Genomic DNA, 15,323 nt, shown 5'->3' with positions numbered 1-15,323 from the left:
AAAAAATATAAAATGAAAAGAAGAGATTTTATCGAGAAAACGGCTGCAAGCACAGCATTATTGAGCTTAGGGTTGTCGTTGAGCAGTTTTAAATCCAATATAAAACAAATCACGATACTTCATACTAATGATGTTCACAGTCATATTGACCCTTTCCCGATAGATGATCCTCGAAATCCAAATATGGGTGGTGTGGCCAGAAGAGCATCATTAATAGAAACGATTCGTCAGGAATGCCCAAATGTTTTGTTGCTGGATGCTGGAGATATTTTTCAAGGAACACCCTATTTTAATTATTATGGTGGTGAATTGGAATTCAAATTGATGAGTATGATGAAATATGATTTGTCAGCGATAGGTAATCACGATTTTGATAATGGTGTTGATGGTTTAGCCGCCCAAATGCCTCACGCTACTTTCGAATTTGTTTCGGCAAACTATGATTTTAAGAATACTTCGATGAATGGTTTTGTAAAACCTTTTAAAATTTTTAACAAAAACGGAATCAAAATTGGTGTTTTTGGACTAGGAATTGAACTTCAAGGACTGGTTGACAAAAGAATGTACAAAGAAACAGTTTATAATGATCCTTTAGAAACTGCCCAAGATATGGTGCGAATTCTAAAGAAAGAAAATAAATGTGATCTAGTTATTTGCTTGTCGCATCTAGGTTATAAATATGGAAAAGAAGATTCAAATAAAATATCCGATTTGAAATTAGCCGCACAAACTAAAGACATCGATTTAATTATTGGAGGTCATACTCACACTTTTCTAGACAAACCTACGATTGTAAAAAACGCTGATGGCAAAGAAGTTTTGGTCAATCAAGTAGGCTGTTATGGCATCAATTTAGGTCGAATTGATTTTTATTTTGATAATGATAAATCGAAAACTGCTGAGGGGAAATCAATTGTTATATAATTTTTTCGAAGTCTATTCACCTTCATTTATCATTTTCATAAAATCATTTTCCGAAATTATAGCAATGTTTAATTTGGCTGCTTTCTCTAATTTTGCTGGTCCCATATTAGCTCCAGCCACTACATAATCCGTTTTTGCTGAAATGGAACTTCCTACTTTACCGCCGTTGTCTTCGATGGCTTTTTTCAAATCATCTCGAGAAAATTGCTCGAAAACACCTGAGACTACAAAGGTTTTGCTATCCAGTTTATTCGTTGCATTTGGATTTATGATTTCGATAGCTTCAAATTGAAGTCCATAACTTTTCAATCGGTCAACAATAATTCGGTTTTCTCGATTTTCAAAGAATTCAATCACACTTTGTGCAATTCTATCTCCAATTTCGTCTACCAAAACCAAATCCATCAAACTGGCTTGACTTAAAGCATCTATATTTCCGTAATGTTTAGCTAATTTTTTAGCAACTGTTTCGCCAACAAATCGAATACCAAGCGCATATAAAACGCGTTCAAAAGGAATATTCTTTGAGTTTTCAACTCCATTCACCAAGTTTTCAGCCGATTTTTGAGCCATTCGTTCCAAAGGTAATATTTGGTCCACAGTTAACTCATATAAATCAGCATAATTGTGAACTAAATTATTATTGTAAAGCAACGCCACCGTTTCTCCACCAAGACCTTCGATATCCATTGCTTTTCTGGAAATAAAATGCTGGATTCTCCCTATAATTTGCGGGGGACAACCATAAAAATTTGGGCAATAATGATTGGCTTCGCTTTCTCCACGAATTAGTTCTGTGTGGCATTCCGGACAATGAGTAATGTATTGCGTATGTTCTGAATTGTCAGGTCTTTTACTCAAATCTACTGCAATAATTTTTGGTATAATTTCTCCTCCTTTTTCTACAAAAACAGTATCTCCAATGCGAATATCCAATTTTTCAATCTGGTCGGCATTGTGTAACGAAGCGCGTTTCACGATTGTTCCCGCCAATTGCACTGGCTCTAAATTCGCCACTGGAGTGATCGCTCCGGTTCGTCCCACTTGATACGAAATCGAATTTAATTTTGTGGCAACTTGCTCTGATTTGAATTTATAAGCAATTGCCCAACGAGGCGATTTGGCAGTAAAACCCAATTCTTCTTGGTGCTGAAAACTATTTACTTTTACTACAACACCATCGGTTTCATAAGGAAGTTGGTGTCGGTGAACATCCCAATATTCAATAAATTGGAAAACTTCTTCCATACTTTGAGCCAATTTGGATTCTTTTGGCACTTTGAAACCCCAATTTCTGGCAGTTTCTAATCCTTCAAATTGAGATCTAAAAGGCAATTTATTTCCAATAATAAAATACAGCAAACAATCTAATGGACGTTTTGCAACTTCGGCACTATCTTGCAATTTCAAACTTCCCGAAGCTGTATTTCTTGGATTTGAATAAGGTGTTTCACCAATTTCAATTAATTCCTGATTCATTTTTTCAAAACCGGCAAACGGCAAAATAATTTCACCACGAACATCAAAAGTGTCTGGAAAATCTCCTTTTAATTGCAAAGGAATTGCTTTTATAGTTTTTATATTATTGGTGACATCATCACCTTGAACACCGTCTCCGCGCGTAACGGCTCGTTTTAATTTTCCGTTTTCGTAAGTAATGCTTATAGATGCACCGTCGTATTTGAGTTCGCAAGTGTATTCGAGTTGAACATCCCCCAAAACTTTCTGAATACGTTTTTCCCATTCCAATAGTTCTTCTTTGGAATACGAATTATCCAAGGAATACATTCTGTGGTCGTGTTTTACGGTTTGAAAATTTTTTGTGATGGAACCGCCTACGCGCTGCGTTGGCGAATTATCATCGAAATATTCAGGATTTTTATTTTCTAACTCTTGAAGTTGCTTGAGTTTTTGGTCGAATTCAAAATCAGAAATGGTTGGCGTATCTAGCACATAATAATTGTAGTTGTGCTGGTTTAATTCCTCTCGTAAAACTTGAATCGAATTTTGAATGTCCATAGAAAATAAAATTGGCTATTTTAGCTTTTGAAATAAAAGACTAAAATAACCAATTTAATAGAAATAACGATAAAATTACGATTCAATAATCGAAATTATTTGTTTGAATAATTGTCCGTCGCTCAAAAACGCTCCTTGTTGGATCAATTGAAAAATAGAACTGTTGCGCTCTTCGGTAAAAACTTTTTTACCCGTTTTGATTTCGATGGTATCTGTAAACATATTATCGCTCAACCATTGCAAACCTTCTTTGGTCAAAAAATCGGTTTCAGGAACCAATGATTTCAAAACAATAGATTTTATATCCTTATCGAAACATTGAAAAAGGAAAATATGATTTTTAGAGAAATGTTCTAAATATTCGGCTCTGCTTAAAACACCTTCCCAAACTAAATCTGAGAAAACATCGAGTTCTTGCTCAGCAACTTCTGGTTTTTCAATTTTTATTTTATCCCATTCTGCTTTATCAATAGCTTGAGTTGCTAGAAAATTAATAAATTCTTGGTGTAATTCTTCGAATTGTTCTTTTGTTAATCTTGAGTATTTCATGTCATTGCGAGGAACGAAGCAATCTCGTTCCAAATTATTAAAAGTTAAAAAAGATGAGATTGCTTCGTTCCTCGCAATGACATCAATCAAAAAAAAAGCCCTCTCGAATGAGAAGGCTAATTTATAACTTTTCTGATAATTAGAAAATATATCTAATACCAAATTGTGCTTGCCATCTTGAAGCTAAACTAGCGTCATAGCTAAATGTTTTGGTCTGACTACCGTTAAAGGTATAGGTTGGAATTTTCGTAGTTTGATCCACAGTTACACCAATTGGTTGAACACTGTTAGGTTGTTGAATCAAACCCCAATCAGAATTCAATAAATTACCAAGATTTAAAACATCAAGACTAAATTGAATAGTATTCACTTTTTTAGAAGCACCAACTTTGAAATTATAATCTTGCAAAAATTTAAAATCCCATTTTCCTCTCCAAGGTGCCAAAGCACCATAACGTTCCGCATATTGACCTCTTCTTCCACTTAAATAATCATCCTGATTAATATATTTATCCAATGCTGCTCCTTGACCAGCACCTGAAAAAGTCATTGTAGCAATCTCGGCAGTTGTTGGTATATAAATTAAATCATTTCCGCCTGCTCCATCATTGTTAATATCACCGCCATATGTGTAGTTAAAACGTCCTCCTTGAGCATATTCAAAGAAAGTTGATACAGTAGTTGCCCACTTATTATCAGTTCCGTATTTCCATTTTTTAGAACCTACACCAATAAAACGGTGTGTATCTCCATATTTAGAATTAGAAAGCACATCATTATTTACATTTCCTAAAGCAGGATTAAAGTTGAATGCATCACCTGTAATTTCTGCTTCTATTGAATTTACATCCATAGATTTCAAATAGTTATAAGCAACACTTGCAAACAATCCATTATCAAAGGTTTTTTGAAGTTTTACAGAAGTGTTAAATGCGCTTCCTTTATTAGAATTAGTCAATACATATGCATGTGAATCAGCTGGAAAACCAAAATCAGTCCAAACACCTTTATCACTTGCAGCATAAATTGGTCTATTATCTGCACCTACTAATTTGCTAGTTGGTGTTTTCAATCCCCAATCCTGAACATGTACAGCGTTCAAATCTTTATTATAGGACATATCGACAGTCAATATATAGTCTCCTTTAAATTTATGATCCAGACCTAAACTTGTTCTCCAAACTTGAGGAAATTTAAAATCAGTATCGACAACTTGGTAGAAAAATGGATCAATTCCACTTACTTGATTTCCAATCCATACAAATGGAAGTCTTCCGGTAAAAATACCAGTTCCACCACGTAATTGAGTCGTTTTGTCACCATTAGCATCCCAATTGAAACCAACTCTTGGAGACCACAATAATGCATTTCCAGGCAATACCGTTGAATTTAAAGTTACCTCTTTTCCATCTTTTGGATCATAATACTTAATTCCTGGTAAATAACCTTCTGAATTATCGGTATCAATAAATTTTTGAATGTTCTCAGATGTGTTAAAATATAATGGCTTATCCGCTCTTAATCCGTAGGTCAATTTAAAATTGTCATTTAAATTCCATTCATCTTGAGCATAAAAAGCCAATTGTCCTACAGTTGTTTCAGACAAATTCCAACCTCCGTTAGTTCCTGCTTCTAATTTATTTTTAGCATCAAAAGTTGCTTGAGCGTTAGCAAAAGCTGTTGCATAATAGCCGCTAGCGATGTTCGCATCAAAACCTGCCATATCAACACTTCCAAAAACATCAAAACCATACCCTTTTAAATTAAATGAATTTTTGAAAATGAATTTTTCAAAAGAAAATCCAGCTGTAAATGTGTGATTTCCTCTAACAATATTTAAATTATCGCTAATTTGAATTACTTTTTGATCTAACCTGTTATTTATTGAAAATGGTTCATGTCCAGCAATAATATATGGAGAACCATCTTTTGTTATGCTAATAACAGGAGCTGGAGTAGAAAACGGGTTTCTAAAATCATTAAAATGAGTATAACCTGCTTGTAATTTATTAGAAACTGTTTCCGTAATTTTTGAATTCAATTCTACTAAAAATGAACTAATTTGATTGTTGATTTCATATCCAGAGTTTTCAAACTGCATTGTGTTGTTATCTGGTCCTCTACGACGAATAGCCGTTGGGTGAGCAGGTTTGTCTTTAGATGCGTCTAAAAAGTTATAAATGAACGCTAACTTGTGATTATCGTTAATATTCCAATCAAACTTTACAATACCTTTATTAGAATTAGAATTATGAGTAAAACCTTGGTAAGCTCCAGTATTATAGCCAAGTTTACCCAATTCAGTAGAAACGTGCATTAAATCTGTGGCTAAGACTCTAGATTCATTTACACCTGTTGTACCATTTCCATCATTAGCAACAACGTTTGAACCTGAATCGCTACGTTGATCTATTTCATAATTGGCAAAAAAGAATAATTTATCTTTTACAATTGGACCACCAATACTAAAACCAGCTTGAGTCTGCTCTAAATTTGGAACAACAATTTCTTGACCCTTTACTTTACTACCAGTCATAGCATCATTTCTAAAGAAGCCATAAGCAGTACCGTGAAATTCATTTGTACCTGATTTTGTAACTGCATTTACAGAAGCTCCAGTAAAGCCTGACAAAGTAACGTCATACGGAGCAACTGCAACTTGAATTTGTTCAATCGCATCTAATGAAATTGGCTGTGCTCCTGTTTGCCCACCTGGAGTTGCAGCATCCAATCCGAACGGGTTGTTAAAAATTGCCCCGTTCAACGAATAGTTATTGTATTGATCATTTCTACCCCCAAATGAACCTCCGCTAGCAGATGGTTCTAATCTGGTAAAATCTTCAGCGGATCTTGAAATTGTGGGTAGTGAAGATAATTCTTTTCTACCAATGGTAGTTTCGGCACCAGTTCGCCCACTTCCGAAGACTTTGCTTTTTGAAGTTACTTTTACTTCGTTTAGGCTTTGACTTTCGCTAACCAAAACAAATTCAAGTGCGGAAGTTTTTCCCAATTCAAGAAAAACATCAGCAATTTCTTGAATTTGATATCCCACAAAAGTTGCGGTCACCTTATAGGGCCCTCCAATTCGCATATTCAACATACTAAAACGTCCGTCAGAATTCGAAACTGTCGAATATTTAGTTCCTGTAGGAGTATGCACTGCAAGAATTGTGGCTCCTGGCAGAAATTCATTATTGCTACTTTTTACAGTACCTTTAATGTTTGAAGTTGTCGTTTGTGCAATTGTAGCTTGAAGGCCAATTGCAAAAAACAATAGAGTGAAAATTTTTTTCATATTTTTTGATTTTAGTTTAGAGCAAAATTAGCCCAAAAAAAAACCACTCTTCCGAGTGGTTTTTATATTTTATCAACAAAGAGTTAACAAAATGTTACTTTTCTGCAATAATTTCATAAGGCAATTCAACTAATACATCTCTGTGTAATCTGATGCTTGCAGCATATTTACCCGTTCTTTTTACGATACCGCTTGTGATAAATTTTCTTTCGATTGTTTGACCTGATTTCTCTAAAGCTTCAGCAATGTCGATGTTCGTTATTGAACCAAAAAGTTTTTCACCACCCGCTTTTGCGTATATTTTGATTTCAAGTGCTTTCAAGGTTTCAGCCAATGCTTTTGCATCGTTAACTACTTTCTGTTCTTTGTGCGCTCTTTGTTTTAAATTTTCAGCTAATACTTTCTTAGCAGAAGGAGTTGCCAATTGTCCGTGACCTTGTGGAATCAAAAAGTTACGACCGTAACCATTTTTAACATTTACCACATCGTCTTTAAAACCTAAATTTTGAACGTCTTTTTTTAATATAATTTCCATGTTGTTGTCCTTTGTTATTAGAAGTTAGCCCGCTTTTGGCGAGGCAACAACTGATTTGTTATTTATTATTTTAGCAAATCGGCCACGTACGGCATTAATGCTAAGTGACGTGCTCTTTTTACAGCTACAGACACTTTTCTTTGGTATTTCAATGAAGTACCTGTTAAACGACGAGGAAGAATTTTTCCTTGCTCATTTACAAATTTCAATAAGAAATCAGCATCTTTATAATCAATATATTTGATACCTGATTTTTTGAAACGACAATACTTTTTAGTTTTGTTTGTTTCTATGTTCAAAGGAGTAAGATATCTGATATCTCCGTCTTTTTTTCCTGAAGCAGATTGTTGTAATGTTGCCATAATGATTAAGCTTTTGTAGATTTAAGTTTCGCTCTTCTTCTTTCAGCCCAAGAAATAGCATGTTTATCAAGGCTTACAGTCAAGAAACGCATTACTCTTTCGTCACGTCTAAATTCAGTTTCAAAAGCAATTAGGACTTCTCCTGCTACTTTGAATTCGAATAAGTGGTAGAAGCCACTTTTTTTGTTTTGGATTTCATAGGCCATTTTTTTCAGACCCCAATCCTCTTTCGATACCATTTCAGCTCCTCTGCTTGTAAGAAAATCTTCAAATTTACTTACTGTTTCCTTTACCTGAACTTCAGATAAAACGGGATTTAAAATGAAAACAGTTTCATAATGATTCATAAATTATAGTTTGTATTTGTTAAATTGGCTGCAAAAGTAATCTTTTATTTCTAATATACAAATGAAATTATACTTTAATCGTCATAAGGTAAAAAAAGCCGATAAAATTAGGTTTTTAGATTTTGATGTATTACTTTTACTATGCCAAATGTTAAATAATTACAATTATGAAACTAAACTGTGTCGTAGTAGATGATAGTTCCATTCAGAGAATGATTATCACAAAGTTAGTAAATAATAACCCAAATCTACATTTAATTGGAGATTTTTCTAACGCAATTGAAGCAAAAGGATGTATGACTATACACAATGTGGACTTAATCTTTTTGGATATTGAGATGCCTGTGATTAGTGGTTTTGATTTTTTGGATGGTTTAAAAACGAAGCCCCAAATTATTTTTATCACTTCTAAGGCAGAGTATGCTATGAAAGCGTTTGATTATGATGCAACGGATTATCTACAAAAACCTATTGCAGTAGATCGTTTTAATGCTTCTGTTAAAAGAGCGTTGGATTTGCATTTGCTAAAATCAGAAATTCATGAGGAAGATGGTGATCATATTTTCATTAAAAGCAATTTAAAAAAACTAAAAATTTTTACTGCCAAAATAAAATGGATTGAAGCTTTTGGTGATTATGTGAAAGTAGTTACCGATGATGATAGCAATTTAGTTCTTTCGACTATGAAATCATTTGAAAAAGATCTATCAAAAGAAAAATTTGTTAGAGTGCACAAATCTTATATTATTAATATTGATAAGGTAGAGCGATTCAACAGTAGATATGCCGAAATTGGAGTTACTAAAATTCCTTTAAGCAGATATAAAAAAGAAGATTTAGTGAGAGCTCTAGCGGTAAACTAATAAAAATCAACATTTACAGCTACTTTTATTGCTCTGTATTGTGGAACAACATCAAAACTATTTAGTATTTTCTGAATAGTTTTTTTTGTGCCTTGCAAGGACTGGTTGGTCGGAATTTTTACCATGATAGTTCTAATGTATTCATTTCGAATTCTAGAAATGGGTGGTTCCTCTGGACCAAGAACAGGAATGGTGAAGTTTTGTTGCATTACTTGATACAACCACATTGAACCTTCTTTGAGTTTGTCAAAATCCCTATGCTTCAAAGTCAACTTTATCAATTTAAAATAAGGAGGATATTTATAGATTTGTCTTTCGTACAATTGTTCCTTATACATTCCTATATAGTTATTATGAACCACTTGCTGAATGGTATTGTGCTCTGGATTGTAGGTTTGGATAATTACCTTACCTCTTTTTTCGGAACGTCCAGAACGACCTGAAACTTGTGTCATCATTTGGTAACTTCTTTCAAAAGCCCTAAAATCGGGATGATAGAGCATATTATCGGCGTTCATAATTCCCACCAAACTTACATTGTCAAAATCCAATCCTTTTGCCAGCATTTGGGTTCCCACCAAAATTTCGACTTCACGATTTTTGAAACTATCAATAATTTTTTCGAAACCAAATTTACCTCGAGTAGTATCTTGATCCATTCTTCCCACTTTCGCATTTGGAAACAATTCAACTAATTCCTGCTGAATTTGTTCCGTTCCAAAACCTTTTGTAGTCAAATGAACACTAGTACAAGCATGACAATTGGTTGGTTTTGCCATCGAATAACCACAATAATGACAACGCAACTGGTTCTTGTGTTTATGATAGGTTAAACTCACATCGCATTGCGGACATTGAGGTACGTGACCACACGTCAAACATTCAATTATTGGCGAATAACCCCTACGATTTTGAAACAAAATAACTTGTTCGCCCAAAGCTAAAGCGCTTGTCATTTCTGCTAGTAAAGTATCGCTGAAATGTCCTGACATTTGTTTGCGAAAGTACTTGTCTTTTAGGTCGACCAAATTTATTTCGGGCATTTTGACATTACCATATCTTTCGAAAATTTCAACCAATCCATATTTTCCAGATTGCGCATTATAATACGTTTCAATGCTTGGCGTAGCCGAACCCAAAACCACTTTAGCCTTGAAACTATTAGCCAAAACAATCGAAGCATCTCTGGCGTGATAGCGCGGTGAAGGATCTATTTGCTTAAAGGTTTGCTCGTGTTCTTCATCGATGATGACCAATCCCAAATTAGAAAATGGTAAGAAAAGTGCCGACCTTGCGCCGATGACAATTTGGGCTTTTGGAGATTGCTCCAAAACTTGCTGCCATACTTCTACCCTTTCGTTATTGCTATATTTCGAATGAAAAACGGCGACTTTATTACCAAAAAAATCCCGCAATCTTCCTACCAATTGGGTTGTGAGCGCAATTTCGGGTAATAAATATAGAATTTGTTTTTCTTCCTTTATATATTGCTCAATAAGTTTGATGTAGATTTCGGTTTTTCCGCTAGAAGTCACACCGTGCAAAAGACACACTTCTTTTTGGATAAAACTATCCTTGATTTCTTCAAAAGCAATTTGCTGTGCTTCGCTTAATTGCAGCTGTTCTTCCTTGGTTTTTCCTGAAAAATTAACACGATCAACTTGAATATAATATGCTGAAAAAATTTCTTTGTCTATTAATGCTTTAACAATTGTCGAAGTGGATTTTGCTGCTTCAATCAATTTTTTAACTGTAACGGGCTTTTTCTCCGAAGCACTCAATTGAAAAAAAGTCAGGACAATTTCTTTTTGTTTATTGGCGTTTTTAAGCACTTCTAACAATTCGCTCAAGCCTTCATTCGTCTGGTATTTAGGATGCAATTTTACATATCGAATGAGTTTTGGTGCATAAGTTTCTAACATTTCTTCCTGAAGTACCAAAATGTTTTTATCCATCAATTTTTGGATAACTGGGAAAATATTCTTCTTATTCAAAATACTCATTATATCCTGAACTTTCAAGGAACTTTGTTGTTGCAAGGCTTGATAAACCAAAAATTCATCATCTGTAAGCAGGCTTTCATCTACAAAACCATCGTTTTTTTGCGAAATTATTGTTTCGCTTTCCAGCAAAAGTGCCGATGGCATTGCGCCACGATACACATCGCCAATAGCACACATATAATAGGAAGCAATCCACTGCCAATGCGCAATTTGAATTTCAGTGACTATTGGTTTTTCGTCAAGGATTTGGTGAATTCCCTTGGCTTCATACAAAGCAGGTTTGTTTTGGTGAATTTCGATAACCAATGCCGTGTAGATTTTACTTTTACCGAAAGGTACAGCCACACGCATTCCTTTTTTGATAAAATGGTACTCGGTTTCCGAAACGCTGTAAGTAAACGTTTTGGCAAGGGAAAGCGGTAAAATTACTTCGACGAAATGCATTTTAGGTAAGAATTATTCGTTGGCCTTTAAATATGCAAGCCTTAATTTGCTTATTGACGCATTCAATTCGAATCCGAGCAGCAAAATAACGCAGTTAATCCAAATATAAAACATCATAATCAATAATGTTCCTATGGAACCATATAATTCGTTGTATTTTGAAAATCGAAGTACCCAAATCCCAAATAAATAAGAATCTAAAATTATTAATACGGTTGTAAAGACAGAGCCAATTGAAATAAACACTCTTTTTTTATCGTGCAAGGTGCCAAATTTTAAAAGTATGGAAGTTGTGATTAAAATCATTAGAATAACGAAGGCATAACGTCCCAATATAATTAATGGAATTTGATCGTTTAATACGTCTTGAATCATTGTTTTTTGGATAATAACTTCAAAAACAATAATTATGGCAATGGTAGCCAACAACAAAATAGACAATACCAAGGACATTCCAAGTGCTACTAAATATTGGTGCAAAAATCCTCTTTTGATAAGTACGTGCTTTGATGATTCAAAACCACCCAAGATACCATTTAGTCCATTTGCCATCAAGAAAATGGACAGGATGAAACCTGTAGAAAGTAATCCGGAATGGCTGTTATTGAGAATATCATTGATGATTTTATAAATCGCATCATAGGTATTTGGTGGCACTCCATCTTTTACAAATTCAAGAAAATCTGTCTGAAAACCTTCAATGGGGATGTACGGAATTAAATTTAAAATAAATAGCGCAAAAGGAAACAAAGCCATAAAAAAACTGAATGCAATAGCACTAGCGTGGTAAGTCAAACCGCCTTCAATTATTCCTAGAATATACAATTCCATTAAATCATAAAAAGACAAACCTGCCAACCAAGGCAATTTAATCCTTTTTAGAGGACGAACTAAAGTGCGCAGTACAGGGATTTTTTCTATCCTTTCTTCTATTTCTTTACTCATTTCTTCAGGGTTCTAAAAAGCCTTCAAACTCAAATCCATATTATAAATAGAATGTGTCAATGCTCCGGACGAAATATAATCAACACCACATTCGGCATAACTACGAATGGTGTTTTCGTTGATATTTCCGGAAGATTCTGTTTGGCATTTATCGCCTATTAAGGCTACTGCCTTTCTGGTATCTTCAAAATCAAGATTGTCTATAAGGATTCTATAAATGCTCTCATTTTTTAGAATTTCTTTGATTTCCTCGAGGTTTCTGGCTTCTACAATGATTTTTAAATCAAGATTATTTTCTTTGAGATACGCTTTGGTTTTGGCTATTGCCAACGTAATTCCGCCAGCAAAATCGATATGATTATCCTTTAACATGATCATATCATAAAGCGCAAAACGATGGTTTTCGCCTCCGCCAATGGTTACTGCCCATTTTTCGCAAGCTCTAAAGCCAGGCGTAGTTTTGCGTGTATCCAGAATTTTTGTATTTGTTCCTTGAAGCAAATCGACATAGCTTTTGGTTTTTGTGGCAATGGCACTCATTCTTTGCATCGAATTGAGAACCAATCTTTCGGCTTTGAGAATGGATTGAGAACTTCCTGAAACGTGAAAAACTACATCGCCATATTTTACAGGAGTTCCATCTGTTATAAATGTTTCTACTTTTAGAGTATTGTCAACATATTCGAAAATCATTTTGGCGAAAGCCACGCCTGCAATAATTCCGTTTTCCTTGACTATTAGTTTTGCCTTGCCTGCTGCTGAAGCTGGAATGCACGCCAAAGAACTGTGATCGCCCTCGCCTACATCCTCACGAATGGCATTATGAATAATGAGTTGTAATTCGTTATTAAATTGCTTTTCGCTAATCATTTTGGTATCAATTTTCAGAATGCTAAAGTATGATTTTATTTGGTCAATTGAAAATTTGACGGAGATTGTAGCTCTAACAAAATTATGAAATAGTAAAAAAATAAAACTAAAAAAATCTCAACATAGTTGAGATTTTTTTCTTAACATACTTTTCTAATAATGATAACGAACTTTAAAACAAAACACTTTCGTTTCTCATAATCTTGCCAGTAGCTGTCTCTTGAAATTTAGGAATGAATATAACTTCCTTCGGTATTTCATATTTATTTAAAATATCAAAAATAGATTCTGCAATAGTCATTGGTTCTCCTTCAACATAAAGCACCACTTTTTGTCCAAGAGTTTCATCGTTTTGACCAAAAATAAAATAACGTCTTGGAATTCGTGTTGATAATTTATCTTCAATTTGTTCAGGCATCAATTTAATTCCAGCGCTGTTAATGACATTGTCATATCTTCCTTCCCAAATAAATTGCGTGTCCGAAATTAATTTTACAATATCATTTGTAATAATAGGCTCGTTGCTGATGTTTTTGGCATTAATTATTAAACATTCTCTCTCGTCCATAGAAACTGAAACGTTTGGCAAAACGCTAAAGGCTTCGGCTCCAATTCTTTTGGCAGCAATATGCGTTATGGTTTCGGTCATACCATAGGTTTCATAGATCTCCATTGGCAGTTTTACCAATTCTTTTTCTAAAGCTTTGTGAATCGTTACACCACCTATAATTAATTTTTTGATTCGTTTCTTCTTCAGTTTTGCAATTGAGTTCTTGGCTTGCAGTGGCACCATAGCACAAAAATCAAAACTTTCATCGATTTTGTCCAGCGGGTTTGAAGTTGGTTCAACAAATTTCATGTCCAATCCCAAAATAAAGGAACGAACCCACATCATTTTTCCAGCAACATAATTGGTTGGCAAACAATGCAGCATCGTATTTCCAGGCTCTAATCCAAAATAATCTCCTGTTGCCAAAGCCGACTCTAACATAGCTTGTTTTTCGATTTTAATCACTTTTGGAACTCCTGTAGTTCCAGAAGTACTCAATTCTATATACGATTTCTCGTCAAACCAATCTAGTAAAAAAGTACCAATATGTTGTTCAAAAGGTTTTCCTTCTTTTATAAAACCATAAGCTACATAAAACATTTCTTCTCGAGAAATGTGAATTCCATTCAATTTAAAACGATTGTGAATGTTTTTATAGGTTATTTGATGCGTTGTATTTTGTTTCATGATGTATTAATTTGGAGGTAGAACTTTACCTGTAAGTTTTGATGACCAATCCTTCCAATTGTATCTTTTTGCAAATATATATAAGATTATCGGATACACAATTGCAATTGAAATTATCATTTCATTTAATACGTCAGCTGGATTTTCCACGCCAGAATATTTAAAAACCGCATCAGTATGAATTGCAGAATAATCGGAAGTAATTAATAAAGCTGCCATCATATTATTTCCAAGATGAAAACCTAACGCCAGTTCCAAACTTTCATCCATTAATGTAATAACTCCCAATAATAATCCAGTTCCAATATAGAATACCATAACCCCGTAACCCATTTTGGCCACTTCGGGATTCGCACCGTGAAACAATCCAAAAATTATTGAAGTCAAAGCCAAAGGAAACCACCTATTCTTAACAATAATACCTATTTGCTGCATCAAATACCCTCTAAATAAGTATTCTTCAAGTCCTATTTGACAAGGAAATAACAAAACACTAATACCAAATAAAACACCAAATTTTATCGGATTAAAATTCCAAATAATATTCGAATTGTCGCTAAAATAAGTAACTATAAATACCGTAATTGTGAGCAAAACAATTAATGAAAATGAGAAAAGAATTCTCCTGTAATCTACTTTATTTCTTATAGTTGTAAGCGAAATTATACTTCTTTCGTGCAAATTACGAACCAGCAAAAACAACAATACTAATAAAAAAATAAAGGGTGACAAATTAATTATCAGTGACCAATTATTTGGTATTTCGTTCATCGATTTATACACATCATCCATTTGTTCTGTCGACATCATAAAATAGGCAACAAAATTGGCAAGGAATATTCCTGCTGTTAAAAAGGTGGTAATCAAAACTCGCCACCACTCATTCTTACCCTTATATGCTTGTTCTATAAACATTTATAAAATTGAATT

13 protein-coding genes are annotated in these 15,323 nt (G+C 34.1%); 2 read left to right on the top strand and 11 right to left on the bottom strand.

Annotated elements, in window-relative coordinates:
• The first annotated feature begins 12 nt into the window (after positions 1–12).
• Entirely contained in the window at positions 13–924 is a 912-nt protein-coding gene (locus tag RMO83_RS01150; RefSeq protein WP_310557834.1) for a metallophosphatase, read from the top strand.
• A gap of 12 nt (positions 925–936) precedes the next feature.
• Here the strand turns inward: RMO83_RS01150 and ligA are convergent, their stop codons facing one another.
• The 6 genes from ligA to rpsF all read right to left on the bottom strand — a co-directional run bounded on the left by ligA (position 937) and on the right by rpsF (position 8,031).
• Positions 937–2,943, bottom strand: a complete 2,007-nt coding sequence (gene ligA, locus RMO83_RS01145) for an NAD-dependent DNA ligase LigA (RefSeq protein WP_310557833.1) — start codon at positions 2,941–2,943, stop codon at positions 937–939.
• A 75-nt stretch (positions 2,944–3,018) separates the two neighbouring features.
• Positions 3,019–3,492, bottom strand: coding sequence for a DUF6495 family protein (locus RMO83_RS01140; protein WP_310557832.1), 474 nt, complete (start codon positions 3,490–3,492; stop codon positions 3,019–3,021).
• A 139-nt stretch (positions 3,493–3,631) separates the two neighbouring features.
• Positions 3,632–6,787, bottom strand: a complete 3,156-nt coding sequence (locus RMO83_RS01135; protein ID WP_310557831.1) for a carboxypeptidase regulatory-like domain-containing protein — start codon at positions 6,785–6,787, stop codon at positions 3,632–3,634.
• A 94-nt stretch (positions 6,788–6,881) separates the two neighbouring features.
• Positions 6,882–7,322: a 50S ribosomal protein L9 gene (rplI, locus tag RMO83_RS01130; protein WP_310557830.1), complete on the bottom strand. Its 441-nt coding sequence runs from the start codon at positions 7,320–7,322 to the stop codon at positions 6,882–6,884.
• A 65-nt stretch (positions 7,323–7,387) separates the two neighbouring features.
• Positions 7,388–7,684, bottom strand: coding sequence for a 30S ribosomal protein S18 (gene rpsR / locus RMO83_RS01125; RefSeq protein ID WP_007138295.1), 297 nt, complete (start codon positions 7,682–7,684; stop codon positions 7,388–7,390).
• Positions 7,685–7,689: 5 nt separating this feature from the next.
• Positions 7,690–8,031: a 30S ribosomal protein S6 gene (gene rpsF, locus RMO83_RS01120; protein ID WP_116761249.1), complete on the bottom strand. Its 342-nt coding sequence runs from the start codon at positions 8,029–8,031 to the stop codon at positions 7,690–7,692.
• A gap of 167 nt (positions 8,032–8,198) precedes the next feature.
• On the opposite strand from rpsF, the gene RMO83_RS01115 reads away from it, so the two are divergent.
• On the top strand, positions 8,199–8,894 hold the full coding sequence (locus RMO83_RS01115) for a LytTR family DNA-binding domain-containing protein (protein WP_310557829.1): 696 nt from the start codon (positions 8,199–8,201) through the stop codon (positions 8,892–8,894).
• Here the strand turns inward: RMO83_RS01115 and priA are convergent.
• The 5 genes from priA to RMO83_RS01090 form a co-directional block, all read right to left on the bottom strand.
• Positions 8,891–11,341 (bottom strand): primosomal protein N', encoded by a 2,451-nt coding sequence (gene priA, locus RMO83_RS01110; protein ID WP_310557828.1) that lies wholly within the window; start codon positions 11,339–11,341, stop codon positions 8,891–8,893. The genes RMO83_RS01115 and priA overlap by 4 nt on opposite strands.
• 12 nt (positions 11,342–11,353) lie before the next feature.
• Positions 11,354–12,286, bottom strand: a complete 933-nt coding sequence (locus RMO83_RS01105) for a YihY/virulence factor BrkB family protein (protein ID WP_310557827.1) — start codon at positions 12,284–12,286, stop codon at positions 11,354–11,356.
• A gap of 12 nt (positions 12,287–12,298) precedes the next feature.
• A complete protein-coding gene (gene nadC / locus RMO83_RS01100) occupies positions 12,299–13,156 on the bottom strand; it encodes a carboxylating nicotinate-nucleotide diphosphorylase (protein WP_310557826.1) in 858 nt (285 codons plus the stop codon).
• A 172-nt stretch (positions 13,157–13,328) separates the two neighbouring features.
• Entirely contained in the window at positions 13,329–14,393 is a 1,065-nt protein-coding gene (locus RMO83_RS01095; RefSeq protein ID WP_310557825.1) for an AMP-binding protein, read from the bottom strand.
• Between the two features lie 6 nt (positions 14,394–14,399).
• Positions 14,400–15,308, bottom strand: coding sequence for a CPBP family intramembrane glutamic endopeptidase (locus RMO83_RS01090; protein ID WP_310557824.1), 909 nt, complete (start codon positions 15,306–15,308; stop codon positions 14,400–14,402).
• Positions 15,309–15,323: the final 15 nt, after the last annotated feature.

It is taken from the genome of Flavobacterium sp., assembly GCF_031423415.1.
Taxonomy (GTDB): Bacteria; Bacteroidota; Bacteroidia; order Flavobacteriales; family Flavobacteriaceae; genus Flavobacterium.
The sequence above is the reverse complement of the archived record's forward strand: the minus strand, read 5'-3'. Positions and strand labels throughout refer to the sequence as shown.

Bases quoted from the DNA above. Each gene is read 5' to 3' on its own strand.
- RMO83_RS01150 (WP_310557834.1), top strand. From the start codon at position 13: ATGAAAAGAAGAGATTTTATCGAGAAAACGGCTGCAAGCACAGCATTA.
- ligA (WP_310557833.1), bottom strand. From the start codon at position 2,943: ATGGACATTCAAAATTCGATTCAAGTTTTACGAGAGGAATTAAACCAG.
- RMO83_RS01140 (WP_310557832.1), bottom strand. From the start codon at position 3,492: ATGAAATACTCAAGATTAACAAAAGAACAATTCGAAGAATTACACCAA.
- RMO83_RS01135 (WP_310557831.1), bottom strand. From the start codon at position 6,787: ATGAAAAAAATTTTCACTCTATTGTTTTTTGCAATTGGCCTTCAAGCT.
- rplI (WP_310557830.1), bottom strand. From the start codon at position 7,322: ATGGAAATTATATTAAAAAAAGACGTTCAAAATTTAGGTTTTAAAGAC.
- rpsR (WP_007138295.1), bottom strand. From the start codon at position 7,684: ATGGCAACATTACAACAATCTGCTTCAGGAAAAAAAGACGGAGATATC.
- rpsF (WP_116761249.1), bottom strand. From the start codon at position 8,031: ATGAATCATTATGAAACTGTTTTCATTTTAAATCCCGTTTTATCTGAA.
- RMO83_RS01115 (WP_310557829.1), top strand. From the start codon at position 8,199: ATGAAACTAAACTGTGTCGTAGTAGATGATAGTTCCATTCAGAGAATG.
- priA (WP_310557828.1), bottom strand. From the start codon at position 11,341: ATGCATTTCGTCGAAGTAATTTTACCGCTTTCCCTTGCCAAAACGTTT.
- RMO83_RS01105 (WP_310557827.1), bottom strand. From the start codon at position 12,286: ATGAGTAAAGAAATAGAAGAAAGGATAGAAAAAATCCCTGTACTGCGC.
- nadC (WP_310557826.1), bottom strand. From the start codon at position 13,156: ATGATTAGCGAAAAGCAATTTAATAACGAATTACAACTCATTATTCAT.
- RMO83_RS01095 (WP_310557825.1), bottom strand. From the start codon at position 14,393: ATGAAACAAAATACAACGCATCAAATAACCTATAAAAACATTCACAAT.
- RMO83_RS01090 (WP_310557824.1), bottom strand. From the start codon at position 15,308: ATGTTTATAGAACAAGCATATAAGGGTAAGAATGAGTGGTGGCGAGTT.